This window comes from Kumtagia sp. (assembly GCF_059502445.1).
The window spans coordinates 17,337-42,916 of the sequence record NZ_JCACER010000038.1; the positions used below are offsets into that span (position 1 = coordinate 17,337).

A 25,580-nucleotide genomic window follows, 5' to 3' on the forward strand; every position below is an offset into this window, starting at 1 on the left:
CCATCATCCGTTCCCGTCCGATGCGATGGCCGCGGCGCAGGGCCGAAGTCCGGGCTCGCATTTCTTTTAGACTTCAACTAGTCTGACAATCGGATGGGCCGGCCCGCAATCCGGATTGCGCGGCGACTATCCCGATTGCGCAGTCCGAACGATCGACGGGGTATCGTTGGAGGGTTGCCGGAGTGGAGGCGGTCAGTCACAGCGGCATGCTCGCGGCGCACACGCTGGTCGACACGCGCTCGCCCGAGGAAGCGCGCCAGGAGATCGGCCGCATCTTCTGCCCGCACTTCCTGTCGCCAGTGGGCCGCGAAGGTTTTCACGCCGTCCATCGATCGTCGCGGCAGCGAGGCTTCTCACTCAACTTCGTCAGCTACGGCTGCGCCGTCGACATCGATCCGGGCGAGCTGTCGCGCTTCTTCCTGCTGCAGATGCCGTTGTCGGGGACGGCCAGCGTGCGCTGCGGCAAGGAGACGGCATTGGCCAGTCCGGGGCGCGTCGCCTCGCTGCTGTCGCCGACCCTGCCGACGGTGATGCGATGGTCGGACGGATGCGACAAGCTGATCGTGCTCATCGAGCGCGAGGCACTGCAACTGCAAGGGGCGGCACTGGCGGAGCGCGGCATCGGCGACATCGAGTTCGCCACCGCGATCGACATCGCAGCCGCGCCGGGACGGCTGATCGTGGACCATGTCGGGCTGATGGCCGAAAGCGTCGCGGCGGGCGGGCCGATGGCGGCGAACTATCTGGCGCGGCTGGGTGAAAGCCTGGGCTACCTGCTGCTGTCATCCCTGCCTCATTCGCAGCGAGCAGCACTCGACGGGCCGCCCCCCGCCGCGCTCGGGCGTAATGCCGTGGCGCGCGCCGAGGAGTGGATCCGGGACAATGTCGACCGGCCTTTCACCGCCGCCGACGTGGCCGAGGCGGCCGGCACCAGCCTGCGTTCGCTGCAGGAGGGGCTGCGCAGGCAGAAGGCCACGACGCTGATGCGTATGGTCGAGACAATCCGCCTCGACCGGTTCCGTGCGGCGCTCACCGATCCGTCGGGCCGGCAGACGGTGACCGAGGCCGCCTACGCAGCGGGTCTCGGGCATCTCGGCCGGGCGGCGATCGCCTATCGGCGGCGCTATGGGGAGACGCCTGTCGAGACGCTGCGGCGGAAAAAGTAGCGGTCCCGCGGAACGCGGGGAGCGGCAGACGAGGAAGGCACGCCGGGACCGTCGCGACGGGCATCAGGCCCGGCGACCGATAGTTTACGCATGTAAAAAACAGAGTTGACGAGGATCAAGAATATTGCAATCCTCGTTCACGGGACGGCCTGCCTTGGCCTTGTCCCGATCGTTTGCATAAGGGAGGAGAACCTGCAAATGGAACGTCGTTCATTCGTCAAATTCATGGGAGCCGCCGGCCTTGCCGCGCCGGCGATCCTGACCACCGGCCGCGCCTCAGCCCAGGACAAGCCGACCATCGCGCTGATCCCCGGCCTCACCGCCGACGGCTTCTACGTGACCATGCACAAGGGGGCGCAGGCGGCGGCCGAGGCGGTCGGCGCGCAACTGATCTACCAGGGCGCGGCGGAATGGAACGTGTCGCTGCAGGTGCCGATCCTGGACGCCGTCATCGCCAAGAAGCCGGCCGCCATCCTGATCGCGCCCAACGACAAGACCCAGATGATCGAGCCGCTGCGCAAGGCGCATGACGCCGGCATCGCTGTGGTCTGCGTCGACACCTTTATTGGTACCGGCGTGTTCCAGACCGGCGCCGGCGATGCGGATTTCCCGATCTCCTACGTCGCCTCCGACAACGTGCTCGGCGGCCGCATGGCGGCGCGCGCGCTGGCCGCGGCGATCGGCGAGAAGGGCAAGGTCTACGTCTCCAACGTGAAGCCGGGCATCTCGACCACCGACCAGCGCGAGGAAGGCTTCAAGCTCGAGATCGCCCAGCACAAGGACATCGAGGTGTTGGAGACGCAGTTCAACGACGACGACGCCAACAAGGCGGCGGCACAGTTCCAGGCGGTGCTCGGCCGCGTGCCGGATCTCGCCGGCGTCTTCGGCGCCAACCTGTTCTCGGCGGGCGGCACCGCCAACGGCGCCAAGCAGGCCGGCGTCGCCGGCAAGGTGAAGATGGCCGGCTTCGACGCGCCGGAATCGATCGTCGCTCAGCTCAAGGACGGAACCTTCGAACTGACGATTGCCCAGCATCCGGCGGAAATCGGTTATTTCGGCTTCATGGCCGCCTATGCCCACGCCACCGGGAATCCCGTCCCGACCCATATCGGAACCGGCTTCACCGTGATGACGGCCGCCAATATCGATGATCCGAACGTCAGCAGATACCTCTACAAGAGCTCATAACCTTCCCCTTCGCCGAACGACCGCCGCCGGTGCGCGGCGGTCGTTCCATCCGCGCTCCAGGGAAAGTGAAATGACCGCTCCCGAAACCGTCGTCCCCACCGGCAAGTCCGGCATCTACATGCCCAGACGCTCGCTGCTCATGCGCATCGCCGATATGCGGGCATGGCTGTTCCTCGTCGTCCTCATCGCCTTCTTCGAAGTCTGGTCACGCTCCGCCTACGGCGTGAGCTTCATCCTCAACACCTACAATCTGCAGTCGATCTCGGTGTTCGCGACCGCGCCGCTGCTGCTGGCGCTCGGCCAGACCTTCGTCATCATCTCGGCCGGCATCGACCTGTCGCTCGGCTTCGTCATGGGCCTGGCGTCGGTGATCGCCGCGCATGTCGCCAACTATGCCGCCCTGCAGCTCGGCCTGCCGCCGCTGGCGGCCATGCTCGTCGGCATGCTCACAGGCATCGCCATGACGATCATCCCCGGCCTCGTCAACGGCTGGCTGATCGCGCATCTCAAGGTGCCGCCCTTCATCGGCACGCTCGGCATGTACGGCGTGGCGCGCGGCGCGGCCTACCTCTTCGCGGGCGGCATGACCATCTCGGTCAGCAACTCGTGGTACAGCACCATCGGCAACGGCCGGGTGCTGGGCATACCCGTTCTGGTGATCCTGGTGGCGATCGCCTGCCTGATCATGCACTACCTGCTGTCGCAGACGCGCTTCGGCCAGCACACCTACGCCATGGGCGCCAGCCAGGCTGCGGCGCGGCGGGCCGGCATCAACGTCAAGAAGCTGACGATGAAGATCTACCTGCTGTCCGGCATCATGGCAGGGGTGGCGGGCGTGCTCTACACCGGGCGCTTCTCGGCAGGTGCGGCGCAGGCCGGCGAGCCGCTGCTGCTCGATTCGATCGCCGCCGTGGTGATCGGCGGCGCAAGCCTGTTCGGCGGCTCCGGCACCATCCTGGGCACCGTCGCCGGTGCGCTGGTCATCGCCGTCATCCAGTACGGCCTGGTCTTCATCAACGTCGAGCCGTTCTGGCAGTTCATCGCCGTCGGCACCGTCATCATCATCTCCGTGCTGGTCGACCAGACGCAGCGCCGCTTCACCGGAGGACGCCAGGTTGAGTGAAACCATCCTTTCCGTCCGTAACGTCTCGAAACATTTCGGCGGCGTGCAGGCCCTCAACAAGGTCTCGTTCGACATCCATCCGGGCGAGGTGGTGGCGCTCGCCGGCGACAACGGCGCCGGCAAGTCGACGGTGATCAAAGCGATTTCGGGCGTGTTCCGCTACGACGAGGGCGACATAGAGCTGGACGGCCGGCGCATCGCCTTCTCCAGCCCGCAGGAGGCGCGCGAGAACGGCATCGAGACGATCTACCAGGACCTCGCGCTCGCCGACAATCTGTCGATCGGCGCCAACATCTTCCTGGGTCGCGAGCCGATGACCAGGCTGTTCGGCTTCCTTCCCGTCATCGACCGCAAGATGATGGCCGAGGCAGCGAGGGTGACGATGGAAAAGCTGGATTTCCACGTCAGCCGCCTCGATGCGCCGGTTTCGGCTTTTTCCGGCGGCCAGCGGCAGGCGGTGGCGATCGGCCGGGCCATGTACTGGAACGCGCGGCTGGTGATCATGGACGAGCCGACGGCGGCGTTGGGTGTCCCGGAGCAGCGCAAGGTGATCTCGCTGATCCAGTCGCTTAAGGCGCAGGGCAAGGGCATCATCTTCATCTCGCACAATCTGCGCGACATCTTCGAGGTTGCCGACCGGATCGTCGTGTTCCGGCGCGGCGAGAACGCCGGCGAGCGCATCCCGGGCGAGACCACGGGCGACGAGATCGTCAGGCTGATGGTGGGCAAATAGTTCCGTCAGGCCGACTTGCGCAGCACCAGGGCGCCGGTCAGCAGGATCCTGTCGCCGGCGGCCGCACCGTCGCCGGCGATATGGTCGAGCAGCATGCGCACGGCCACTCGCCCCATCTCGTCGCAATCCTGCGCGACGGTCGTCAGCGGCGGCGAGGTGTAGGCGCTGAAACGCTGGTTGTCGTGGCCGGCGACACGGTAGTCGCAGTCCGGACCGTAGCCGACCTTCAGCCCCGCCTCGTACATGGCGGCCATCACCCCGAGCGCCATCCGGTCGTTAGGGCAGAGCACGGTGCGGGTCGCGAAACCGCCCTCGCGCAGGATGCGCGCCGTCTCCTCGAAGGCCACCTTCTCGAAGTCCCAGTCCGACGGCGACAGGCCGGCATAGCGCGGCTGCAGCCCGAGCCGCTCCATCGTCGCCGTATAGGCGGCCCGCCGGTCCGAGGAGTTCCTGTTGGTGCGCGGCATTTCGAGATAGGTCGGCGGCTCGCCCGACCGGCACAGATATTCGGTGATGAGCGGAATGGTCTGGTGGTTGTCGGTGCCGACGAACGGACCATCCTCATCGAGCGGAGCGTCGACGAAGATCAGCGGCGTCTCCCGCGCCAGGCTCTTCAACCGGGCATGGTGCGACGTCTCGCCCAGCGGCGCGATCAGCGCGCCGGCGACGTTGAGCGCGGTGATCGTCTCGATGGCGCGCGCCTCGATCTCCGGGCGTCCGTTGGAACTCAGCACCAGCGCCAGATAGCCTGCGTCGGTCGCCTCGGTCTCCACGCGCTGCGCCAGCGTCATGTAGAACGGGTCGGTCGGATCGGGGATGATCAGTCCGATGATCTTGGACCTGCGCCGGTTGAGGTTCACGGCAAACAGGTTGGGTCGGAAGCCCGACTTCTGCAGGACTGCCTCGATCCTCGCCCGTGTCTTGGGGCGGACGGACATCGGGTCGTGGAAGAATTTCGAAACGGTCGGCCGCGACAGGCCGACCGCCCGCGCGAATTCTTCCATCGTACCGATCTTCTTCGACTGCAATGCTGCGATTCCGGCTGTCTCACTTGACTAACAGCCGGGTCGTAAGTTTACAACGGTCGGAATTAGTTTACGGGTGTAAACTTTGATGCTCGCCGGTTGAAGTTTCCCCTGTCACCAGCAGGTATAGCCCGCGTCGACGGGAACGATGGCGCCAGTCATCAGGCTCGACGCCTCGGACGCCAGGAAAAGCACGGCGCTGGCGACTTCGAAGGCTTGGCCCATGCGTCCCATCGGCGTGTCGTGCAGCCATTCTTCCATGCGCTTGGCGTTTTCCGGATTGGCCGTGACCATCAGCGTCTCGATATAGGTGGGCGCGACCGCGTTGACGCGCACGCCGTGCGGCGCCCATTCCGCCGCCATCGACCGCGTCATGTGGTGCACGGCCGCCTTCGACACGTTGTAGGGGGTCTGCGGCTGCGGCCGGTTGGCGATGGTGCCTGACATCGAGCCGAGATTGACGATCGAGCCGCGGCCGGCCGCGATCATGTGGCGGCCGAAGGCGCGCGAGCACCAGAACACGCCGTTGACGTTGACGTCCATCGTCTCGAGCCATTCGGCATCGCCGACATCCTGCGAGGGCACGCCGCCGCGGTCGATGCCGGCGTTGTTGATGAGGATCGAGGCGGTCTTGCCGCGCGCCGCCAGTTCGTCGGCGATCTCGGTCATCCGCGCCGAGGAGGTGACGTCGCCGACGATCAGCTCGGCCTCATGGCCGGCGGCGAGCAGCCTCGAGGCCCGCCCGGCCGACCGTTTCGTCGCGCTCGACGATGACCACCCGCGCCCCGGATTCGGCCAGCGCCTCGGCGCTGCACAAGCCAATGCCGCGCCCGCCGCCCGTGACCACCGCAACGTCGTCCTCCGTCCAGAAACGCTTCTGATACATGTCGTCCTCCCTGATTCCGATGCCGTTCAGATGTCGAAGTTGCGCGGCAGGATAACGATGTCGCGGATCGTCACCGCGCGCGAGCGCGTCAGCATGAACACCAGCACCTCCGCGATCTCCTTCGGGTCGAACAGGTTGCCGGCCGCGATCGCCCGGTCGAGGTTTTCCTTCGGCCAGTTGGCGACCAGCGGCGTCAGCACCGGCCCTGGCGCGATGGCGCCGACACGGATGTTGTGCTTGGCGACCTGCCGCCGCAGCGCATGGACGAAGGCCTGGACCGCGTGCTTGGAGGCGGTGTAGATCGGCTCCCAGGGGACCGCCGTATGGCCGGCGACCGAGCTGGTCACCACGATGTCGCCCTCTCCTCTTTCAATCATGTGCGGAAGCACGGCGTGGATGGTGCGGAACACCGCATTGACGTTGAGTGTCAGCATGCGGTCCCAGGCATCGGGATCACCGTCGACGACGTCGCCGCCGATATAGGCGCCTGCATTGGCGTGAAACGCGTCAAGGCGCCCGGCCTTCTGCAGGATGCCCGGCAGCATAGTGGCCACGCTCGCCGGATCGGTGAGATCGATCCTGAGCGGGATCGCATCGGGACCGAGTTCGGCAGTCAGGTCGCGCAGCTTGTCCTCGGCATAGTCGACCAACACCACTTTGGCGCCGGCATCGAGACAGCCACGCACGCAGGCCAAGCCGATGCCCGAAGCCGCGCCGGTGATTGCCACGACCTTTCCCGAAAGTTGTCCGCTCATCTTCGTCCTCCACTCATGATCGACCCTGCCGGATCTGCCTTGCTGCACTTGGCGAGCGGGCTGCCCTAGCGGGTGAGATAACCGCCATCGATGAGCAGCACCGCGCCGGTGACGTAGCTCGACGCGGGCGAACACAGAAACAGCACGCAGTTGGCCACTTCCTCGGGCTGGCCATAGCGTCCCATCGGCGTCATGCGCCGCCAGACCGGATCCCAATCGGGATTGCTGAAGCCACCGCGTGACATGTCGGTGTCAATGTAGCCGGGCGCCACGGCATTGACGCGGATGCCCTCGGCGGCGAATTCGCTGGCAAGGCTCTTGGTCATCATGTGCACGGCCGCCTTCGAGCTGTTATACGCGACCTGGTTCTGCGGAACATTGGACGCCAGCCCTGACATCGACCCGACGTTGAGGATGACCCCGCCACCCTGCTCGCGCATAGCCGGCAGCGCCGCGCGCGAGAACCGGAACACCTGGACGACATTGGTCGAGATGATCTTTTCCAGCTTCTCGTCGCTGAATTCGGGCGTATCGCCATGGACGGCGACGCCCGCATTGTTGACCAGGATGTCGATGCGTCCGTATTTCGCAATCGTGTGCCGGACGAGTTTTTCCGGCGTTTCCGGGTCAGTCGCGTCGGCGGACACGAAATCGTAGTCGTAACCCTTCTTCGTCAGGATCTCGTCCGCATCGGGATTGTCGCGACGCGCCGTGAGGACCGATTTCGCACCAGCCTCCCCGAATATCTCCGCGACCGCCAGGCCGATGCCTCTGTTGCCGCCGGTGATCAGGGCGACTTTTCCATCCAGCCGAAATTGGTTGAGCGACATTTTTTCCTCCTCTTGTTCGTGCATCCCGGCGGCGCGTCAGGCCGCCTCCGCCTCGCCGGTCGCGGCGAAGCGGTAGTCATCGAGCGAGCGCTGAACGGCGGCGACCAGCAGCTTTTCCGGATCGAGCGCCACACCGGCAAAAACTTCGAACGAGGCAAGATGCTGCCGCATCAGCGTCGCCGGCACGCTCTTTCCACGCAAGGCCTCCAGCAGGCGCGCGACCGCGGCTTCCGCCTCGGGCTGGTTCCAGTAGTAGCGGATACGATCCGAGAATGAGTAGTGGCGCTGCAGCCGCTGCTCGGCCGGCGAGCCGTGATAGTGCCCCTGCCAATAGCCCGGCTGGGCAAGCATCAGCCGCTCCATGGCTTGGCAGAGCGGCCGGTCGCCATAGTCCGGCAGCAGATCGGTGGCGACGAGGTCGAGCCCGTACAGCGCCTCGCGCAGCACGAACGTCAATTCCGGACCGACCTTGAGAATGGGAAAGCCGTCTTCGACCAGTTGCCGCAGGGCGGTGCGCCCCTGGTAGTCGGTGGAATGCGCCTCGTAGACGAATTGCGGAACCTCGTCGAGCAGGCGTGTCAGGCCCGCGGCCTTCGCGCGGTCGTAGAGCACGACGTTCTCGTTGCCGAACTCGACGCCGGGCTGCACCACTAGCGCGATGACGCGGGAAAACGCCTGCTCCAGACCGTTCTCGACGAACACCTTGTGATGGATTTCGATCGTCTGGCGCGCCGCGGCCGGATCGGTCGGCTCGAGCTCGGCGATCGCATGGTCGGCGCCGCCGGGCGGTGGCACTTCTGTGCCGATGATGTAGACCGGCGCCGGCCCGCCGCCGGAAGCGGCCGCCGCCTCGGCCGCCTGGGCCAGACGCGCGGCGCGCGCCGCCGTCGTCGCGTCGTCCAGCGCCGCCGGCTCGCCGGCACAGCCCATGGAGGCGTCGAGATGGAGTTTGCGGAACCCCGCCGCTACATAGGCGGCGACCATGGCCTCGGCCTTGTGCATGGCGACATCGGCGCTTTCCTTGCGCCAGGGATTGGGGCCGAGATGGTCGCCGCCGAAGATGATGCGCTCGGCGGGAAGCCGCTCTTCCCTGGCGATGCGGTCGACCAGCGCGACGAAGTCCGCCGGCTGCATGCCGGTATAGCCGCCGAACTGGTTGACCTGATTGCAGGTCGCCTCGATCAGCAGCGTGTCGCCGTGATTTGCCGCATTGCGCGCCGCGGCGCGGATCACCAGCGGATGCGCCGAGCAGACCGAGGTGATGCCCCGCGGTGAGTTGCCGCGGCGCGCCGCAGCCAGGTCCATGAGCAGCGTCATACGCCACGCCTCGGGGTGGCGGCGATGAAGGCCTCGAGTTCCGCGCGCGAACCGGCCCCCTCCATGGGGCCCAGCACCGCGACGTTGCGGGCGCCGGCGGCGTTGGCGTATTCCAGCGCCATGGCAGCCGGCATGCCGAGCCGCCGGCAGGCGATATAGGCACCGCCGAAACAGTCGCCGGCCCCGGTCGGATCGACCTCGTCAACCGCGAAAGCCGGGCAATCGATGCGCGAGCCGTCGGCGCCGAAGAAGGTGGATCCACCCTCGCCGCGCTTCAGCGCGATCTCGGTGACGGCGCGGCCGAACAGCGCCGCCGTCGCCGCAGCCTCGCCGTCGGCCTTGCCCGCGACGAACAACTCGTCGCCGGAGGGCAGCAGCAGATCGGCCACGTCGATCAGCCTTGCGAAACGCTCCTCGGTCTGACCGCCGAGCAGTTCCTTGCGCAGGTTCGGATCGAGCGAGATGCTGCCGCCGCGCCCCTTGATGATGCCTATCGCATGATCGAGGATCGCCCAGACCTCGGGAATGGCGAGCGCCGTGCCCATCACATGCAGATGGCCGGCGCGCGCGATCATGGCTTTGGCGTCCGCCGTCAGCGCCAGCAGCCCCGCCGCGGACTTGGCTATGTTGTAGACGAAGTCGCGCGAGCCGTCGGTACGGTAACGGACGAAGGCGCTGCCGGTCGGATAATCTGTGCTGACCGAGATGGCCGACACGTCGGCGCCGTCGCGGCGCAGCCGCTCGACGTTGAGGCGGCCGAAATCATCGTCGCCGACCGAGGCGATGATGCCGGCAGCGCCACCGATTTTGGCGCACTGGTCGATGAAGATCGCCGGCGCCCCGCTGGGAAAGGGGCCGATCAGGTCGATCGGCTCGAGAAAGCCGACGCCACGCGTGCGCGCCATGATCTCGACCAGGATCTCGCCTACCACGATGGTGGGCCCAAGCGCATCAGGCGCCAGTCTGGTCCGGGTTTCGATCGAAGCTACGGGCATTGCACGGTACTCTGGTTGGACTTCGGGGGCGCATGCCATGCGCGACCCGGCCTCGGCGCCCGATCGCTGCGATCGGCATGCACGGGCCGGCGCGGTCACATCAGCGATGCCTCTGACACTCCTCCGGAAGTCACGATAGTTGAGATTGCAGCATTGCACAACATATTGCCTGGCGCTGCGAACACGCTCAGTCGCTCCCCTCCGCGCCGCCTTCGCTGAAGCGGCGGCTTTCCATCGACAGATAGCGCTGGTGCAGCATGCAGGCGGCGCCGAAAGCCGAGCCGACGGTGCCCTCGTCGTTCACGACGATCGCCGGCATCGGGAAGCTGGGCTCCTGGATCGCCTGGATGTGCGCCGCCACCCGCGCCGCCATCAGCGGGTAGAGCGCCGCCACCGAGCCGCCGAGCACGATATGGCTGGGGTCGATGATGCGGCATGCATGGACGACACCGACCGCAAGGGCGCGCGCCCAATCCTCGGCGATCGCCACGGCGCTCGGCAGCCGGTCGCGGACGTCGTCGAGGAAGGTCGCGAAGCTCGGATCGGCCCGGCCGCTCGCCTTGCGGTACTCGGTCATGATCTGCTTCAGGCCGATCATCTGTTCGAGGGTGCGCCGTGGTTCCTGAGGACCGTTCATCGGCAGATGCCCGATCTCGCCGGCCAATCCGCCGCCGCCCCGGAAGACGCTGCCGTCGATGACGATGCCGCCGCCGACACCGCTTTCCATGACAAGGAAGAGGGTGACGCCGGCATGCGCCTCGTTGCGGCCGTGAGTGGCCCCGAGGGCAAAGGCGTTGGCATCGTTCTCGGCCATGACCGGGACGCGGATAGGCAGCATCTCGCGCACCATCGCCGCGACATTGACATCACGCCAGCCAAGCAGCGGCGCGAGACGAACGAAGCCGCTCTTGTCCATATGCGCGGGAATGGACACGCCGAAACCTTCGCAGCGTGCCAGTCTCTCGGACGGTATGGAGTTGAGCGCGAGCGCCACGGCGCGCTCCACCGCCGCCTCGACGCTGGTGTTCGGCCCGTCGAACGGCTCGAAGCCGGTCGAAACGATCCTCGCGCCGAGATCGATCTCCACGGTGCTGATATGCTCGACGCCGATCTCGACGCCGAGGAAACAGATTGCCTCGGGCACCAGCTCGAGCATGATGCCGGGCCGGCCTGCCCTGGCGCGGCCTGCCTCGCCCGGCGCGGCCTCGTCCGCCTCGCGGACGAGGCCGTCGGCGGTCAGACCGGCGATGATGTGGCCCGACGAGGAGCGGTTGAGGCGAAGCCGACGCGCCAGATCGGCGCGGCTGAGGCGCCCCGACTGGTGAAGCGCCCGAAGCACGGCGACTTCGTTGCTCTGCCGGATTCTGCGCGGCGAGTTGGCGGTCAGCGCCGGATCGTTCACGGAAGGCTCCCCAGGCTGCCCGCGCCGCTCCGGCGAGGCCATGGCGGGCCGGCTCGGGATACACGCCGTATCCGACGCCAGCAACCGGCGCCCGACCAGCCGACTTCGTCGGCTATGCGCGATCTCGCCGGGGCCGGCATGACTGCCATCTACGGGCGGGCATTGGTTGCCCGCCGCCGCACCGCCTCGTCCATCTTCAAGTCGATGAAGGATTTGGCGTGCCGGGCGAGCGGCATGTTGTCGGTCCAGGTATCGCGCCAGATCGCGCAGGCGAGCGACAGGGCCTCGTCCACCACCTTGCTGGAGAAGGATTCGAAGGTGATGTCGCGGGCGTAGCCGATGTCCAGCAGCGCGTCGAAGATGCGCTCGAAATCGATGGTGCCGTCGCCGAGATAGCCGCGGTTGCTCTCGCCGATGTGGAAATAACCGATCTTGTCGCCGGCCAGGCGGATCGCCGCCGCAGGATTGGCCTCCTCGATGTTCATGTGGAAGGTGTCGAGGTGCAGCCTGACATGATCGGACCCTGTCGCGGCGATGAAGTCGAGGCCCTGCGCGGTGGTGTTGAGCAGATTGGTCTCGAACCGGTTGACCACCTCGAGCACCAGGTCGACGCCGGCGGCCTTGGCCACATCGGACGTCCCGGCGATAGCCGCGACGCTGTTCTTGCGCCCGCGGTCGGTCGGCATGGTCGAATATTTCGTATGCGCCGAATAGAGAATACCGCCGAGTTTTGTGCCGCCCACATCCCTGACCGCGGCGACGGCATCGGCCAGAAGCCGCTCGCCCGCCTGGACCACCGCCTTGTCCTCGCTGGAGACGTCGGCGCTCGCGGGGAGTCCCATGGTCACCGCGATCTCCAGATCGAGGGCTTGGGCGCGTTTCGCCAGCCTGTCCAGGTCGAATTTCTCGGGCCGCAGATAGGCGAACTCGATAAGGCGGTAGCCGCAGGCCGCCGAGTTCTCCATGGCCTCCTCGAGCATCGCCTGCGTGCCGCCGCCCGTCCAGACGAACGAATGAATCCCCAGTCTGCGCATGATCCCCTCCCGGGCAAGTCTGCCTATATATGTTGGGTTACGCGACAAAATAGCCGAAGCAGCCCGATGTCAAGGCCTCGCGGAACCGCATCGGCACGAACTCGGTCCTCGTGGGAGCATGACGTCCCGATGACGCCAGGAGCGCAATTGCGGGCTGCCTACTTCCGACAGAGGGCTCCGACGCCTCGTGCTGGCGAGCCATGTTTTCAATTGACATGCCCGAGAGAAGCTCTAATTTGTCCTGTTAAACAACATAATAGGAAGGACGCGCCCGGGATTGCACTAGGCCTCGCGAAAGGAAGAGGAGCCTTCGCCAGTGCCTGCAGCAGAGAATACGGAGCAGAGTGAGCCCGATGGCTGTGTTACGGGGAGAGGAGCCGTTTCATGAAGGCCGATCCGAGGATCGTTCCGGATTTCGAGATGATCATATGCCCACCCGCCGAATCCTTCCGGTGGAACATGCACGACTACCCGTTCCACAAGGCGAAATGGCACTATCACCCGGAATACGAACTGCATCTGACCCGCGCCACGTCCGGCGTCATGATGGTCGGCGATCACATCGGCGAGTTCGAGCCTGGCTGCCTGGTCCTGACCGGGCCCAACGTCCCGCACAACTGGGTGAGCGACATCGAGCCGGGCACGCTTATCCGCAACCGCGACATGCTCATCCAGTTCAGCGCCGAATGGGCAAATCGCGTCACCGGCTTCTGCCCGGAGCTCGGCTCCATCCGGGAGCTGTATGACGACGCCGTCCACGGCGTGGAGTTCACCGGCGCGACGGCGGTGGCAGGGCAGCGGCTCCTGGCCCAGATCGGCTCGGCGCGCGGTGCGGACCGCGTGGTCCTGTTCCTCCAGCTCATGATCGCGCTTTCCCGCAATCCCGCCGAACGGCGGCGGCTTTCGCGGCTCGCGCCGGCGGCGGCGCGGCTCGAGCTTCCTCCGGAACTCGATGTCGCCATGCGGCATGTGCTGGAGCACTACAGCGAGGCGGTCGACCTCGCCTCCGTGGCCAGGCTGTGCGGGCTGGAACCGCAGGCCTTCTCCCGCTTCTTCAAGCGACACACCGGGCACACCTTCGCGCGCTACGTGATCCTTGCGCGCATCTACGCCGCCTGCTCGCTGCTGATCCAGACCTACCAGCCGATTACCGACATCTGCTTTGCAGTCGGCTTCAACAACGTCGCCAATTTCAACAGGCAGTTCTTCAAGATCTGCGGCCGCACGCCGTCCGACTACCGCCGCAACGCCCATATGATCGGAACGCTGGCCCGCGCCGACCCCTTCCGAGACATCGGCGCCTATCGCCTGGAGCAAGTACAGCCGGCGGAAAAGTATAGATCGGCTTCAAACCGCGCGTAGCGGCGCCGGCCGCCGGTCCATAAGCTCGATGGACGCTACCGGATCGGCGCGACGGAAGACCGCCGCAACGATCCGGTAAATGCGGAACGAATGCTCGAACGCCGGGAGGAGCCGTGCGGCCGGGCTTTCCAAGACGCTGAAGAACAATCCGGCGTGGGGAATGAGCTTGGCGGCGACCCGCCGCGAGCGCTGGAAAACACAGGAGGAGTGTATGTTCAGACGAAGTGGAACGATTGTCGCCGCACTGGCGGCGGGCCTGCTCGCGACCGCGGCACCGGCCATGGCCGACTTCTGGTCGGACGCGGGCGCGAAATATCAGGGCGTGACGCTGCACGGCGTGACCGAGAGCACGCCGCCGTCCAACTACATCAAGGACGTGCTTGCCCCCGCCTTCGAGAAGGCGACCGGCATCAAGGTCGAGATCGAAACGACGTCCTGGGACCAGATGTACGACAAGGCCATCAAGGACATGGAGGCCAAGACCGGCATCTATGACATGGTCTATATCGAGCAGGACATCATCTACGCCTATCTTGCCCGCGACTTCCTCGTCGACATCACGAAGTCGCTGAAGGACGACCCGTCGCTCAAGGCGCCGGACTTCGACGAAAGCCGCTTCACCACCTTCGCCAACTACTTCAAGAATGCCGACGGCGACCTGTTCGGCATTCCGATGGAAGCCTTCATCAAGCTCTACCTCTACCGCACGGACCTGTTCAACGATCCGGCGATCAAGGAGGCCTTCAAGAAGGAGACCGGCAAGGACCTGGCCCCCGCCAAGACCCATGAGGACTACACGCAGATCGCCGAGTTCTTCACCAAGTGGGGCAAGGACAACGGCAAGGATCTCTGGGGATCCACGGCCCAGGCGCATACCGGCCACCCCGCGTCCTGGTACGAGTTCTTCGAATCCGTCGCGCCGACCTTCGGCGTCTACAATTGGGGCATCGACGCATCGAAGAACTACGCCGCCTCCGTCGCCGAGGGCGGCTCCATGAACAGCGACAAGGCCAAGACCGCGCTGAAATGGTGGCTGCACCTGCGCGACATCGCGCCGCCGGAATCGGCCGCCAGCACCTGGACCGAAGTCGGCACGACCTTCGCCGCCGGGCGCGCCGCCCAAGGTTTCGTCTACGGCGAGAACGCCGCCTGGATCGCGTCCGACGCCGAGAAGTCGAAGGTGGTCGGCAATGTCGGCGTGGCCCTGCCGCCGGTGGAACCAGGCGTGATGGAGGAGGCCGAGGCCGGCAAGGGTTATATCGGCTACTATGACGGCGGCGCCTTCGGCCTGCCGGTCACCTCCAAGAACAAGGAAGCAGCCCTGCTCTTCCTGCAATATATCGGCCAGGACTCCGTCCAGGGCGACTGGGCGGTCGCGGCACCACGCATCACCAACACGGCGACCTACGACGATCCAAAGGTCGTCGAAATGGATAAGACGCTCGGCGGCTACTACACCATGCTCAAGGACCAGGGAAAGTTGTTCGCCGGCGCTCCGCCCTATCCGTTCCACGCCCAGGTGCGCGAGGCCACCGCACCGATCTTCTACAGGATCCTGACCGGCGAGGTCGGGCCTGACGAAGGTCTCGACCAGATGGCCGCGGCCGCCGAGGCCGAACTGAAGAATCTCGGTTACCGCAAGTAGTCCAACCTCCCAAGGACTCCACGGGCCGCCGCCGGGCGCGGCGGCCCGAATGCGCATCCGACGCCACGCGGCGTGCGGAACTGCCGGGCAGACCGGCGCCAGGAGAGTGGTTTCATGCGATCAAACAGGGTGGGCTGGCTGCTCCTCGCCCCGACGATTCTCATCCTGGCCGTGTTCGGCATCGTGCCCTTTCTCTACGTCCTCTACGTCGCGTTCCACCAGTGGAACCCGTTCGGTGCCAATCCGAACATGATCTATAACGGCGCCGACAATTTCCGCCGCCTGGTCTTCGACACGGAATTTCTCACCTCCGTCTGGTTCACGCTGAAGTTCGCCTTCTTCGCCGTGGCCAGCGAGGTCGCGCTCGGCTATCTGCTCGCGCAGCTCTTCATGAAGGATTTCCCCGGCAAGGGTTTCTTCCGCACCATCCACACGCTGCCGCTGATCGTGGCGCCGATCGTGGTGGGATCGGTGTGGCGGCTGATGACGACGCCCAGCATCGGCATCATCCCCTACCTGCTGAACGACTGGTTCGGCTACGACCTCAACATCGGCCGCGACGCCACCTCGGCCTTCGTCATCACCGTCATCATGGATATCTGGCACTGGACTCCGCTGGTGACGCTGACGCTGCTGGCCGCGCTGGTGTCGCTGCCCAAGGAGCCTTTCGAGCAGGCGCAGATCGACGGCGCCAACCGCTGGCAGATCTTCTGGCACGTCACCCTGCCGATGATCCGCCCGGCGATCCTGGCGACCGTGTTCATCCGTCTCATGGACGCGCTGCGCACCGTCGACGAAGTGTGGATGCTGACCGGCGGCGGCCCCGGCGCGGCAACCCGCTATGTCGGGTTGCACATCTGGAAGCTCGTCTTCCCCAAGACCGACTACGGCTACGGCTCGGCCATCTCGGTGATCGTGCTCTATCTCACCCTGGTGATGTGCTGGCTGCTCTATGTCGGGCTTGTCGCCCGCCGCGACCGGAAGAGGCCAAGCTGATGCGCGCCGACCGCCCTTATCTCACCGTCCTCCTCTGGACCCTGCTCAGCCTGTTGACGCTGTTCCCGATCTACTGGCTGTTCGTCATCTCGGTGAAGCCGGCGGTCGAGCTGTTTACCACCCCGAGCGTGCTGCTCGATACGGTCTACTGGAACAACTACGTCAAGGTGCTCAACGACAGCACGCTGCGCCGCTACATGTACAACTCGATCGTCATCTCGTCCGGCAACGCGCTGCTTGTGACCACGCTCGCCTTCATGGCGTGCTACGCGCTGTCGCGCTTCGATCTCGCCGGCAAGGAGAACATCTTCTTCTGGACGATCACCAACCGCATGGCGCCGGCCGCCGTGTTCCTGCTGCCGTTCTTCCTGTTGTTCACGCAGGTCTTCGTGATCGGCGACTGGAAGCTCTACGATACCAAGATCGGCATGATCCTGCTCTACTGCACCTTCAACCTGCCCTTCGCCATCTGGACGCTGAGGCCGACCATCGACGCCATTCCGAAGGAACTGGACGAAGCGGCGACGGTCGACGGCGCCTCGACCTGGCAGGTTATCCGCGAGGTCATCTTCCCGCTGGCGCGGCCGGGCCTGGCCGTCACCCTCATCCTCACCTGGGTGTTCGCCTGGAACGAGTTCCTGTTGGCGGCGACGCTGACGAGTTTCAACGCCCGCACCATCACCACCGGCCTGTCGGAATACGTCACCACCACCGGAACCGAATGGGGCACCATGGCGTCGATCGCCATCATTACCCTGGTGCCGGCCCTGATCGTCTTTTCGGTGGTGCAGCGCCAGATCGTCGCCGGCCTGACTTTCGGCGCGGTCAAGGAGTAGGATCATGAAGCACGCCGCCGACCTCGACCAGGCCGACGAAGAGGCCGGTACGCTCGCCGCCACGCCGGAGCGCACCGGCTTCCTGCCGATCGTCACCAACTGGTTCGACCGCGTGTTCATCGGCATCTACCTGTTCGTCGCGCTCGAATTGTTGTGGATGCGTTTTCTGGAACAGGCGATACCGCTCACGGTCTGCCATGTTCTGGCGCTGGCGCTCGGAGCGCTGATCGTCTGGCGTGGATAGCAAACGGAACCGGGGCGTGCCGCGCCCCGAACAAGCAGGGATACCCGACCATGAAATCGCTGGTCCTCGAAGAGAAGCTGAAACTGTCGCTGCGGGATTTCCCGATCGAGCGCGAGGAGACGCTGGGCCCGCGCGACGTGCGCATAAAGCTGCACACCGTCGGCATCTGCGGCTCGGACGTCCACTACTATACCCATGGCGGCGCCGGCATCTTCCAGGTGCGGGCACCGATGATCCTCGGCCACGAGGCGTCCGGCACGGTGATCGAAGCCGGAAGCGAGGTTTCGACCCTCAAGGTCGGCGACCGCGTCTGCATGGAACCCGGCATTCCCGACCCCAACAGCCGCGCGACGCGCCTCGGCCTCTACAATGTCGATCCCGCCGTGCGCTTCTGGGCGACGCCGCCGGTGCACGGCGTGCTGCGGCCGAGCGTCGTGCATCCGGAAAACTTCACCTTCAAGCTTCCCGACAACGTCTCCTTCGCCGAGGCCGCGATGGTCGAGCCGCTGGCCGTCGGCGTGCATGCCGCCACCAAGGCCCAGGTGAAGCCCGGCGACATCGCCCTGGTGATCGGCGCAGGGCCCATCGGCCTGGTCACTGCGCTGGCGGCGCTCGCCGCCGGCTGCGCCAAGGTGTTCGTGTCCGACATCGACGACAGCAAGCTCGAGCTGGCGGCGAAGCTCGGTGCGATCACGCCGGTCAACGTCTCAAGGCAGGATCTGACCCAGGAGATCCTGACCGCGACCGACGGCTGGGGCGTCGAGATCGTCTTCGAATGCGCCGGCAGCCCGCGCGCCGCCGAGGCGGTCTTCGACGCGCTCTGCCCGGCGGGCCGGGTGGTCTTCATCGGCGTGCAGATGCACCCGATCGCCTACGACGTCGGCAAGGCGATGGTGCGCGAGGCGCGTGTCGAGCACGTGTTCCGCTACGCCCACGTCTTCCCGCGCTGCGTCGCCATGCTGTCGTCCGGCGCGATCGACGTGAAGCCGCTCATCACCCGCACCTTCGGCTTCGAGGAGAGCGTTCGCGCCTTCGAGATCGCCGCGTCGGCACCGAAGGGCGAGGTAAAGATGCAGATCGAATTGCCGCAATAGAGGAAGCCACATGGCCGGTGTCAGCGTCAGGAACATCGTCAAACGCTACGGAAGCGTGCAGGTCATCCATGGCGTCGACGTCGAGATCGCCGACGGGGAGTTCGTCATCCTCGTCGGGCCGTCCGGCTGCGGCAAGTCCACCCTGCTGCGCATGATCGCTGGGCTGGAGGCGATCTCGGACGGCGAGATCGCCATCGGCGGCAAGGTGGTCAACGATGTCGCGCCGAAAGACCGCGACATCGCCATGGTGTTCCAGAACTATGCGCTCTACCCGCACAAGAACGTCGCCGACAACATGGGCTTTTCGCTCAAGATCAAGGGCCGGCCAAGGGCGGAGATCGATGCCAAGGTGCGCAAGGCGGCGGAGATCCTCGACCTGACCAAGCTGCTCGACCGTTTTCCGCGGCAGCTTTCCGGCGGGCAGCGGCAGCGCGTGGCGATGGGCCGCGCCATCGTGCGCGACCCGCAGGTGTTCCTGTTCGACGAGCCGCTGTCCAACCTCGACGCCAAGCTCAGGGTCGCCATGCGCGTCGAGATCAAGGAACTGCACCAGCGGCTCGGGACGACCATCGTCTACGTCACCCACGACCAGATCGAGGCGATGACCATGGCCGACAAGATCGTGGTGATGCGCGACGGCCATGTCGAGCAGGTCGGCGCGCCGCTCGACCTCTACGACAATCCCGGCAACGTCTTCGTTGCCGGCTTCATCGGCTCGCCGGCGATGAACTTCATCAAGGGCCGGATCGATGCGCGCGACGGCGGGCAGATCTTCGTGTCGGACGCGGGCGCGGTGCTGCCGGTAAGCGGGGTCAATGCCGAAAGCGGCCGGCCGGTCGTCTACGGCATCAGGCCCGAGCACATCGACCTCGACGGCGACGGATTGCCGGCGACCGTCTCCGTGCTCGAGCCGACCGGCTCGGAGACCCAGATCTTCGCCAGGATCGGCGAGGATCCGATCGACGCGGTGGTCAAGGCGCGGCTGAAGGTTCGTCCGGGCGAAGAGATCCGGCTGAGGATCGACCCCAGCCGCGTGCACATCTTCGACCGCCAGAGCAGCGCGCGGCTGTAGCGGTCAGTCGAGGGATGCGACCCAGTCCATCAGCGCCGCAAGGTCCAGCGGCAGCGTCGTGTCCACGCTGAACAGCGGCCAGGTGCCGAGCGGCGCCGCGCGGCCGGCGAGCTCGATCAACTCGGGCACGTAGGCTTCGCCAAGATGGCCGGCGTGGCGGGACGACAGTCGCGACCGGTAGCGTTTTCCGATCACGGCGGGCGGCGCGTGGCACCATATCTCGGCGATGCGGGAGACTTTCGCGTTCTCCAGATGGGTGTTCAGCACGGCAGCAGGCTGGAAGCCGAACCAGGCGTCGATGACGGTAGTGCTGTTTTCCGGAAAATCGCCGATCAGCGCAAAGATCGCCTGGTAGCTCGCCTCGCCGAGCAGGCGGTTGTAGTCGCGGTCGCCGGTGCCGAGATGGGCGAAGAAGGCCTCCTTGACCGTGTCGAGCGCCAGCAGCGGCCAGCCGCCGGCGTCGGCTAGAGCGCGCGCCACCGTGCTCTTACCCGATGCAGGCACGCCGTTGACCAGCAGCACGCGCTTCATCGGACAAGCCCTTGCCAGCTCAATGCCGCAAGGCCGGCGCCGATGACGCCGGCGCGGTCGCCCAGCATGGCCGGCGCGACCGGGCATCGATACCATACGGCCTCGACCGGAATTTCCGCGAGGGCTTCGTGCATGGCAGCTCCCAGCCCGCCGCCGAGCACGACCACGTCGGGGTCGAGGGCGGCGATCGCCGTGTCAACGGCGAAACGCATTGGCCCGGCCCAGGCGGCCAGCACCGACCTGGCTGCTTCCGATCCTTTGCGGGCCTCTTCGAGCAGCCGGTCCACGGACGTCGCCGTCGGCAACCCCGCGGCGGCCAGATGATCGGCCAGCGCCGTGCCCGAGCTGGTGGTTTCGACGCAGCCGCGCCGCCCGCACAGGCAGCGCGCGCCGTTCTTGTCTACGGTCAGATGGCCGAGCTGGCCGGCCGCCGCCTTGCCCCGCAAGATCCTGCCCTCGGCAAGCACGGCGCCGCCGATGCCGGTGCCGATGGTGAACATGACAGCCGTTCCGGCCGACCGGGCGGCACCCACGGCATGCTCGGCCAAAAGCGCCATGTTGCCGTCGTTGTCGAGCACGACCGGCCGCCCGAAGGTTTTGCCGAGGATGTTGCCGAGATCGATGCCGGAGAGATCGACGTAGCCGCCGGACATCATGCGATTATGCCTGATGTCGACGCGTCCCGGCACGCCGATGCCGACCGCTTCCACCGTCGCATCGTCAAGGGCGCGCACGAGGTCTTCTATCTGCGCACAGACCGGTTCCGGCGCGCCCGCCGTCGGCTGCTCCAGCCGGGCCAGCACCGCGCCGGCGGCGTCGATCCGCGCGGCGCGGATGCGGGTTCCGCCGACATCGACGCCGACCGCGGTGGCCATGGGATCAGGCGGCCGCGCCGGTGCGGGGATAGCGATCCAGCACCGCCTGGATCTGCCTGAGCCGCGGCACCGCCCGGCTCACCAGCAGCTCGCGCTGACGCTCGCGGTCGAGCGAGACGCAATCCTTCCAGAGCGCCCGCCCGGCGATGACGCCGGCTGCACCGTTGGCCATGGCAATCTCGACCTGGCCGAGAAACGTCTCGTGGTCGACGCCCGCCGACAGGACCGACCAGGGCACGGACCCGCACATGGCGGTGATTGCCGCGCAGGACTCTTCGCTGCCGGGATAGGGCAGCTTCAGCACCTTTGCGCCGGCATCGAGGCAAAGCCGCGTGCCGCCCTCGATCAGCGACGGAAACTTTTCCGCATAGGCCGCCTTGTCCTCGCCGGGCAGCGCGTAGGTCAGGAATTCCACCACCAGCAGCAGATCCTCGCGGGCGAAATCAGCGATGCACTGCTCGATGATCGCCACGTTGTGGCGATTGGCCTCCGGCCGGTCGGAGCGCAGATAAACCATGATCTTGCCGCCCGTGCCGCCCAGCTCGCGGACACGCCGCGCGGTCAGGCCGGGCGTAAGCCGCGACAGCCAATAACCGTTTGCGTCGGTGTCGTAGCCGGAAGCGTCGAGGCCGATGAGCAGCGCCACGTCGCGCGGCAGCACGCCCTCGTCGACGACGCGCGGCACCGCGCAGACCGCGTCGAGCAATATGCAGGGCGCGTGGCTGGCGAGATAACGCACCACGTCGGCCTTGGTGTCGCCCAGCGTGTCATTGCTGATCTTTGCCTCCTCCTCCGGCGTCGCGGCGAGCAGCTTGCGGATGCCGCCGCGCTGGTCGCAGGCGATCGCCATGATCACGCCGTTCGCCCCGCATATCTGCTGGTAGCCGCGGCGTTCGGAGGTGGTCATTTCGGACATGGCGACTTCCCGGTTTCGCTTGAAAGGACGCTTGGGGCTTTGCGGCCCCGCGCAGTGGCTGCACAATCAGTCACAAATTTACTCGTGTCAATATTGAAACCAACGTGCGTAAAGTTAGAGTTCGGAACGCTGCTGCGATCGGCTGCGAACTCCATCTCGCGGCGGACGGACGAGACGCTCGACCGACACTCGTATGAGTCGTACGACTTGCGGCCGTGGCACTCAGCAAATTTACGCATGACAAGATTTTAGGCTACGCACCAAAGACGTCGACGTTTTGTGTAAAATTTTGCCTTGCGGCCTCTCGTCGCCGCGCTCTATCTAAGCGCCATGGTTTCGGCAACGCGGGCGTCCAGGGCTATCGAACAATGACGCACAAGACGATGGAGGATTTCGCGAAATCCTGCGGCGTATCGCGGCCGACGCTGTCGAAATATTTCGACGATCCGACCAGCGTCAAGCCGGCGACCAGAGAGCGGATCGAGGCCGCGCTGCGATCGTCGGACTACCAGCCCAATCTCTATGCCCGGAACCTCAATCGCAAGAAGACCCGCAATATCGGCATCGTGGTGCCGACCATCGCCGACCCGTTCTATTCCGAGATGGTCAACCGTATCGAACTGCGCCTGCGCGGCGATGGCTATTGGCCGATCGTCATTTCCTCACATGGCTCGCGCGAACTGGAGATCGAGGCGACCCGCACCATGCTGTCGCTGAAAGTCTCGGGCGCGCTGGTCGCCCCTCTGGGGCTGCGGTCGGATCAGCGCGTGCTCGAGAAGCTGACCAGGACGATACCGACCGTCTATTTCGACACGTTTGTCGAAGGCGACACGCCCTTCGTCGGCAACAACAACACGCAAAGCGTGTCGACCATGGTCGACTATCTCTGCCGGTCCGGCGACGCTCCCGTCTATTTCGATATACCGCACGTCAACCACAACTCCCCGGAACGGCTGCAAAGCTATGTCGGCACGATGGAAAGGCTGGGGCACGAGCATGTAGTGATCGGCAATACACGCGATTACACCTGGGACTTCGAGCGGATCGGCTACGAGCAGACGCAGGCGATGCTGGCCAAAGGCGGGCTGCCGAAGACCCTACTCTGCGCCAATGATCGGCTGGCCTTCGGCGTCATGGCCGCCGCCTTCTCGCACGGGCTCAAAGTCGGGCGGAAGGGCGATTGCGACCTGCGTGTCGCCGCGCATGACGACCACCCGCTCAGCCGCTACACCTGCCCGGCGCTGACCACCATGGCGCAGGATTTCGCGTCCATGGCCGGCCGCGGCGTCGAGACGCTGCTGTCGCTGCTGGAGGATGACAATGGCAAGGCCGCCGGCAAGGTCGCTCTCGACGCCACTCTGGTGATGCGCCAGTCGGCGTGAACGGCGGCGAGGCGGCGCCTATTCTCGCGCGAAACCCGGATCGAAGCCGCGCCAGGCATCGACCGCGGCCTCGACGGCCTCCCGTGCCGCCGGGATATGGCGGCCCATGGACACAAAACCGTGGATCTGATCCGGCCAGCGGCGCAGGACGGTCTCCACGCCGTCTTCGGCAAGTCGCCGCGCATAGGCCTCACCCTCGTCGGCCAATATGTCGTGGCCGGCGATGGCGACGAAGGCCGGCGGCGCACCTGCGAGGCTTTTCACCTTCAGCGGCGACACGCGCCAGTCGTCGATGTCCGCCTTGTCGCGGATGTAGTGGTCGCGGAACCAGGCCATGGTCGCGGCGGTCAGGCCGAAACCCTCGGCGAAGCGGCGATAGCTGCCGGCCGTCTGCGAAGCATCCGTATTGGGGTAGAGGAGCAGTTGCGCCGTCAGCGGAGCATCCCGTGTATCGCGCACCGTCAGCGCGACGACCGCGGCAAGATTGCCGCCGGCGCTGTCGCCCGCGACCGCGATGCGTCTTCCGTCGATGCCGAGCGCATCGGCGGAACCGCGGATGAAGGAGAGCGCCGCAAGACAGTCCTCGACGGCGGCCGGAAACTTGTGCTCGGGCGCCAGCCGATAATCCGGGCAGACGACGACGCATCCGGCGATGTTGGCGAACCAGCGGCAGACCTCGTCATGCGAGTCGAGATTGCCGATCACCCAGCCGCCGCCATGCAGATAGAGCAGCGCCGGGGCATCTGTCTCCGGCGCGCCCTGCCCGCAATAGATCCTGACGGTCAGCGCTCCGCCGGGTCCGGCGAAGACGCGCTCCCCGACAGAGGCGACAGGCTCGCGCTCGCCTTGCAGCGTCGGAACGCCGGCATCGTAGGCGCGCCTGGCTTCGGCCGGCGTTCCGGTCTCGAAGGGTGGGAGGGCGGCCTCCCTTCCGAGTTCCAGCACGTGCCGGGCACCCGGATCGAGGTCAACAGAAGGCAATATCGACATGGCTGGCTCCTCCGGCCGGCAGGTCACGCAAGCAGACTACCAGCCTCTTCCTCGCCGAGCAGTGGCGGCTGGACGGTCGGCCCCTCGACAATGGCAACGGCCTCGCGGCTTTCACCCGACACGAGAATAGCCTCCATGATCTCCAGCACATGCAGCGCCAGCCTGCCCGAAGCGCGCGGGGCGGCGCCGGTGGTCAAGGCCCGCGCCAGGTCGGCAACGCCGAGCATGCGGTAGTTGGCGCGGTCCGGTGCGGCGAAAGGCCAGTTGCGCGCGCCGTAGAGTTCTTCCTCGCTGTGGAAATCCTTCCACTCGGCGCCGCGCTCCGACAGCGACACAGTACCGCCGAACGTATCGGGATCGGGCAGGCGCAGCGACCCTTCGGTGCCGTGCAGCTCGATCGGGTGGTTGGAGTGCCGGAACACGTCCCACGACGCGCCGAAAGTCACCGTCGCGCCGGAGCGGAATTCGAGCAGCGACTGCACGGTGGTGGGCGTGCCGACCTTGAAGGTGGTGTTCCTGAACGGCCCGTCGGCGGTGATCAGCCGCTCCTCCTGGCCGCTGGTCGCCATCGCCATGACGCCGGCGACCGGGCCTAGCAGATTGACCAGCATGGTCAGGTAATACGGCCCCATGTCGAAGACCGGACCGCCGCCCGGTTGGTAGTAGAATTGCGGATTGGGGTGCCAGTGCTCCATGCCGCGCCCCATCATGAAGGCGGTGCCGGTGACCGGGCGGCCGATGGCGCCCTCGTGGATCAGCCGGCGGGCGCGGCGGCCGGCCGCACCCAGGAACGTGTCCGGGGCCGAGCCGATCAGCAGGCCGCGCTTCTCCGCCTCCGCCACAAGGCGCCTGCCGTCGGCGGCCGAAGTCGCCAGCGGCTTTTCGGTAAAGACATGTTTCCCGGCGGAAAGCGCCGACAGCGTCACGTCGAAATGCGCGGCGGGGATGGTCAGGTTGAGCACGAGGTCGACTTCCGGATCGGCCAGCAGCGCGTCGACGCTCATTGCCCGGATGCCGTATTCCCGCGCCCGCAGCGCCGCCATATCAGCGGAAATATCGGCGCAGGCCCGCAGTTCCACGCCATCGAACAGCGCCGCGTTCCGCAGATAGGTCATCGAGATGTTGCCGCATCCGACGACGCCTATTCCCAGCGCCGCCCCTGAATTTCCATGCATTCCAAGCT

24 protein-coding genes and 1 pseudogene are annotated in these 25,580 nt (G+C 66.1%); 12 read left to right on the forward strand and 13 right to left on the reverse strand.

What is annotated here, in order from left to right; genetic code table 11:
- Positions 1 to 182 precede the first annotated feature (182 nt).
- From AC5JDC_RS14170 to AC5JDC_RS14185, 4 genes are all read left to right on the forward strand, one after another.
- Positions 183 to 1,166 (forward strand): cupin domain-containing protein, encoded by a 984-nt coding sequence (locus AC5JDC_RS14170; RefSeq protein ID WP_495842014.1) that lies wholly within the window; start codon positions 183 to 185, stop codon positions 1,164 to 1,166.
- A gap of 198 nt (positions 1,167 to 1,364) precedes the next feature.
- Positions 1,365 to 2,354, forward strand: a complete 990-nt coding sequence (locus AC5JDC_RS14175; RefSeq protein WP_495842016.1) for an ABC transporter substrate-binding protein — start codon at positions 1,365 to 1,367, stop codon at positions 2,352 to 2,354.
- Between the two features lie 70 nt (positions 2,355 to 2,424).
- Positions 2,425 to 3,477 carry an ABC transporter permease subunit gene (locus tag AC5JDC_RS14180; protein ID WP_207771044.1) on the forward strand — a complete coding sequence of 351 codons (1,053 nt, stop codon included), beginning with the start codon at positions 2,425 to 2,427 and terminating at the stop codon, positions 3,475 to 3,477.
- On the forward strand, positions 3,470 to 4,210 hold the full coding sequence (locus tag AC5JDC_RS14185; protein ID WP_106773973.1) for an ATP-binding cassette domain-containing protein: 741 nt from the start codon (positions 3,470 to 3,472) through the stop codon (positions 4,208 to 4,210). Before AC5JDC_RS14180 ends, AC5JDC_RS14185 begins: the two co-directional genes overlap by 8 nt.
- Before the next feature lie 5 nt (positions 4,211 to 4,215).
- Here AC5JDC_RS14185 and AC5JDC_RS14190 read toward each other — a convergent pair whose 3' ends face one another.
- From AC5JDC_RS14190 to AC5JDC_RS14225, 8 genes and pseudogenes are all read right to left on the reverse strand, one after another.
- Complete coding sequence (locus AC5JDC_RS14190) at positions 4,216 to 5,214, reverse strand: LacI family DNA-binding transcriptional regulator (protein ID WP_495842019.1); 999 nt, start codon at positions 5,212 to 5,214, stop codon at positions 4,216 to 4,218.
- 135 nt (positions 5,215 to 5,349) lie between these two features.
- Positions 5,350 to 6,121 (reverse strand): annotated as a pseudogene (locus AC5JDC_RS14195) (SDR family NAD(P)-dependent oxidoreductase).
- Positions 6,122 to 6,147: 26 nt separating this feature from the next.
- Positions 6,148 to 6,876: an SDR family oxidoreductase gene (locus AC5JDC_RS14200; protein ID WP_495842021.1), complete on the reverse strand. Its 729-nt coding sequence runs from the start codon at positions 6,874 to 6,876 to the stop codon at positions 6,148 to 6,150.
- A 65-nt stretch (positions 6,877 to 6,941) separates the two neighbouring features.
- Positions 6,942 to 7,706, reverse strand: coding sequence for an SDR family NAD(P)-dependent oxidoreductase (locus tag AC5JDC_RS14205; RefSeq protein ID WP_495842023.1), 765 nt, complete (start codon positions 7,704 to 7,706; stop codon positions 6,942 to 6,944).
- Positions 7,707 to 7,742: 36 nt separating this feature from the next.
- The gene (locus AC5JDC_RS14210) at positions 7,743 to 9,023 is read right to left on the reverse strand and encodes a D-tagatose-bisphosphate aldolase, class II, non-catalytic subunit (protein ID WP_495842025.1); all 1,281 of its coding nucleotides are present in this window, start codon (positions 9,021 to 9,023) and stop codon (positions 7,743 to 7,745) included.
- Positions 9,020 to 10,018, reverse strand: a complete 999-nt coding sequence (locus AC5JDC_RS14215) for a tagatose kinase (protein WP_495842027.1) — start codon at positions 10,016 to 10,018, stop codon at positions 9,020 to 9,022. The genes AC5JDC_RS14210 and AC5JDC_RS14215 overlap by 4 nt, the downstream gene beginning before the upstream one ends.
- A gap of 187 nt (positions 10,019 to 10,205) precedes the next feature.
- Positions 10,206 to 11,420, reverse strand: coding sequence for an ROK family transcriptional regulator (locus AC5JDC_RS14220; RefSeq protein ID WP_495842029.1), 1,215 nt, complete (start codon positions 11,418 to 11,420; stop codon positions 10,206 to 10,208).
- A gap of 149 nt (positions 11,421 to 11,569) precedes the next feature.
- Positions 11,570 to 12,454 (reverse strand): sugar phosphate isomerase/epimerase family protein, encoded by an 885-nt coding sequence (locus tag AC5JDC_RS14225; RefSeq protein WP_495842031.1) that lies wholly within the window; start codon positions 12,452 to 12,454, stop codon positions 11,570 to 11,572.
- A gap of 384 nt (positions 12,455 to 12,838) precedes the next feature.
- Here AC5JDC_RS14225 and AC5JDC_RS14230 point away from each other — a divergent pair, with 384 nt between their 5' ends.
- The 7 genes from AC5JDC_RS14230 (at position 12,839) to AC5JDC_RS14260 (ending at position 19,703) form a co-directional block, all read left to right on the forward strand.
- Entirely contained in the window at positions 12,839 to 13,816 is a 978-nt protein-coding gene (locus AC5JDC_RS14230) for a helix-turn-helix domain-containing protein (protein WP_495842033.1), read from the forward strand.
- A gap of 211 nt (positions 13,817 to 14,027) precedes the next feature.
- Entirely contained in the window at positions 14,028 to 15,461 is a 1,434-nt protein-coding gene (locus AC5JDC_RS14235) for an extracellular solute-binding protein (protein WP_495842035.1), read from the forward strand.
- Between the two features lie 114 nt (positions 15,462 to 15,575).
- Positions 15,576 to 16,457 carry a carbohydrate ABC transporter permease gene (locus tag AC5JDC_RS14240; protein ID WP_495842037.1) on the forward strand — a complete coding sequence of 294 codons (882 nt, stop codon included), beginning with the start codon at positions 15,576 to 15,578 and terminating at the stop codon, positions 16,455 to 16,457.
- Complete coding sequence (locus AC5JDC_RS14245) at positions 16,457 to 17,293, forward strand: carbohydrate ABC transporter permease (RefSeq protein ID WP_106773985.1); 837 nt, start codon at positions 16,457 to 16,459, stop codon at positions 17,291 to 17,293. The genes AC5JDC_RS14240 and AC5JDC_RS14245 overlap by 1 nt, the downstream gene beginning before the upstream one ends.
- A 4-nt stretch (positions 17,294 to 17,297) precedes the next feature.
- The gene (locus AC5JDC_RS14250; protein WP_106773986.1) at positions 17,298 to 17,537 is read left to right on the forward strand and encodes a DUF2160 family membrane protein; all 240 of its coding nucleotides are present in this window, start codon (positions 17,298 to 17,300) and stop codon (positions 17,535 to 17,537) included.
- Between the two features lie 50 nt (positions 17,538 to 17,587).
- Complete coding sequence (locus AC5JDC_RS14255; RefSeq protein ID WP_495842040.1) at positions 17,588 to 18,631, forward strand: NAD(P)-dependent alcohol dehydrogenase; 1,044 nt, start codon at positions 17,588 to 17,590, stop codon at positions 18,629 to 18,631.
- Positions 18,632 to 18,641: 10 nt separating this feature from the next.
- Complete coding sequence (locus tag AC5JDC_RS14260) at positions 18,642 to 19,703, forward strand: ABC transporter ATP-binding protein (protein WP_495842042.1); 1,062 nt, start codon at positions 18,642 to 18,644, stop codon at positions 19,701 to 19,703.
- 3 nt (positions 19,704 to 19,706) lie between these two features.
- Here AC5JDC_RS14260 and AC5JDC_RS14265 read toward each other — a convergent pair whose 3' ends face one another.
- Genes AC5JDC_RS14265 through AC5JDC_RS14275 form a run of 3 tightly spaced genes read right to left on the reverse strand, consistent with a single transcriptional unit; the run spans position 19,707 to position 22,025 of the window.
- Entirely contained in the window at positions 19,707 to 20,234 is a 528-nt protein-coding gene (locus AC5JDC_RS14265; RefSeq protein ID WP_495842044.1) for a P-loop nucleotide/nucleoside kinase family protein, read from the reverse strand.
- Positions 20,231 to 21,109 carry an ROK family protein gene (locus AC5JDC_RS14270; protein ID WP_495842046.1) on the reverse strand — a complete coding sequence of 293 codons (879 nt, stop codon included), beginning with the start codon at positions 21,107 to 21,109 and terminating at the stop codon, positions 20,231 to 20,233. The genes AC5JDC_RS14265 and AC5JDC_RS14270 overlap by 4 nt, the downstream gene beginning before the upstream one ends.
- A 4-nt stretch (positions 21,110 to 21,113) precedes the next feature.
- Positions 21,114 to 22,025 carry a tagatose-bisphosphate aldolase gene (locus tag AC5JDC_RS14275; RefSeq protein ID WP_495842048.1) on the reverse strand — a complete coding sequence of 304 codons (912 nt, stop codon included), beginning with the start codon at positions 22,023 to 22,025 and terminating at the stop codon, positions 21,114 to 21,116.
- Positions 22,026 to 22,393: 368 nt separating this feature from the next.
- Between AC5JDC_RS14275 and AC5JDC_RS14280 the strand changes: the two genes are divergently transcribed.
- Positions 22,394 to 23,407: a LacI family DNA-binding transcriptional regulator gene (locus AC5JDC_RS14280; RefSeq protein WP_495842050.1), complete on the forward strand. Its 1,014-nt coding sequence runs from the start codon at positions 22,394 to 22,396 to the stop codon at positions 23,405 to 23,407.
- Between the two features lie 18 nt (positions 23,408 to 23,425).
- Here AC5JDC_RS14280 and lipP1 read toward each other — a convergent pair whose 3' ends face one another.
- Both lipP1 and AC5JDC_RS14290 read right to left on the reverse strand, forming a co-directional pair.
- The gene (gene lipP1, locus AC5JDC_RS14285) at positions 23,426 to 24,397 is read right to left on the reverse strand and encodes a LipP1 family hormone-sensitive lipase (protein ID WP_495842052.1); all 972 of its coding nucleotides are present in this window, start codon (positions 24,395 to 24,397) and stop codon (positions 23,426 to 23,428) included.
- Positions 24,398 to 24,420: 23 nt separating this feature from the next.
- On the reverse strand, positions 24,421 to 25,572 hold the full coding sequence (locus AC5JDC_RS14290) for a Gfo/Idh/MocA family protein (protein ID WP_495842054.1): 1,152 nt from the start codon (positions 25,570 to 25,572) through the stop codon (positions 24,421 to 24,423).
- Positions 25,573 to 25,580 lie beyond the last annotated feature (8 nt).

Excerpts from the sequence above, each read along its gene's own strand:
- AC5JDC_RS14175 (WP_495842016.1), top strand. The coding sequence starts at position 1,365 with ATGGAACGTCGTTCATTCGTCAAATTCATGGGAGCCGCCGGCCTTGCC.
- AC5JDC_RS14180 (WP_207771044.1), top strand. The coding sequence starts at position 2,425 with ATGACCGCTCCCGAAACCGTCGTCCCCACCGGCAAGTCCGGCATCTAC.
- AC5JDC_RS14190 (WP_495842019.1), bottom strand. The coding sequence starts at position 5,214 with ATGGAAGAATTCGCGCGGGCGGTCGGCCTGTCGCGGCCGACCGTTTCG.
- AC5JDC_RS14200 (WP_495842021.1), bottom strand. The coding sequence starts at position 6,876 with ATGAGCGGACAACTTTCGGGAAAGGTCGTGGCAATCACCGGCGCGGCT.
- AC5JDC_RS14205 (WP_495842023.1), bottom strand. The coding sequence starts at position 7,706 with ATGTCGCTCAACCAATTTCGGCTGGATGGAAAAGTCGCCCTGATCACC.
- AC5JDC_RS14210 (WP_495842025.1), bottom strand. The coding sequence starts at position 9,023 with ATGACGCTGCTCATGGACCTGGCTGCGGCGCGCCGCGGCAACTCACCG.
- AC5JDC_RS14215 (WP_495842027.1), bottom strand. The coding sequence starts at position 10,018 with ATGCCCGTAGCTTCGATCGAAACCCGGACCAGACTGGCGCCTGATGCG.
- AC5JDC_RS14225 (WP_495842031.1), bottom strand. The coding sequence starts at position 12,454 with ATGCGCAGACTGGGGATTCATTCGTTCGTCTGGACGGGCGGCGGCACG.
- AC5JDC_RS14230 (WP_495842033.1), top strand. The coding sequence starts at position 12,839 with ATGAAGGCCGATCCGAGGATCGTTCCGGATTTCGAGATGATCATATGC.
- AC5JDC_RS14235 (WP_495842035.1), top strand. The coding sequence starts at position 14,028 with ATGTTCAGACGAAGTGGAACGATTGTCGCCGCACTGGCGGCGGGCCTG.
- AC5JDC_RS14240 (WP_495842037.1), top strand. The coding sequence starts at position 15,576 with ATGCGATCAAACAGGGTGGGCTGGCTGCTCCTCGCCCCGACGATTCTC.
- AC5JDC_RS14245 (WP_106773985.1), top strand. The coding sequence starts at position 16,457 with ATGCGCGCCGACCGCCCTTATCTCACCGTCCTCCTCTGGACCCTGCTC.
- AC5JDC_RS14250 (WP_106773986.1), top strand. The coding sequence starts at position 17,298 with ATGAAGCACGCCGCCGACCTCGACCAGGCCGACGAAGAGGCCGGTACG.
- AC5JDC_RS14255 (WP_495842040.1), top strand. The coding sequence starts at position 17,588 with ATGAAATCGCTGGTCCTCGAAGAGAAGCTGAAACTGTCGCTGCGGGAT.
- AC5JDC_RS14260 (WP_495842042.1), top strand. The coding sequence starts at position 18,642 with ATGGCCGGTGTCAGCGTCAGGAACATCGTCAAACGCTACGGAAGCGTG.
- AC5JDC_RS14265 (WP_495842044.1), bottom strand. The coding sequence starts at position 20,234 with ATGAAGCGCGTGCTGCTGGTCAACGGCGTGCCTGCATCGGGTAAGAGC.
- AC5JDC_RS14270 (WP_495842046.1), bottom strand. The coding sequence starts at position 21,109 with ATGGCCACCGCGGTCGGCGTCGATGTCGGCGGAACCCGCATCCGCGCC.
- AC5JDC_RS14275 (WP_495842048.1), bottom strand. The coding sequence starts at position 22,025 with ATGTCCGAAATGACCACCTCCGAACGCCGCGGCTACCAGCAGATATGC.
- AC5JDC_RS14280 (WP_495842050.1), top strand. The coding sequence starts at position 22,394 with ATGACGCACAAGACGATGGAGGATTTCGCGAAATCCTGCGGCGTATCG.
- lipP1 (WP_495842052.1), bottom strand. The coding sequence starts at position 24,397 with ATGTCGATATTGCCTTCTGTTGACCTCGATCCGGGTGCCCGGCACGTG.
- AC5JDC_RS14290 (WP_495842054.1), bottom strand. The coding sequence starts at position 25,572 with ATGCATGGAAATTCAGGGGCGGCGCTGGGAATAGGCGTCGTCGGATGC.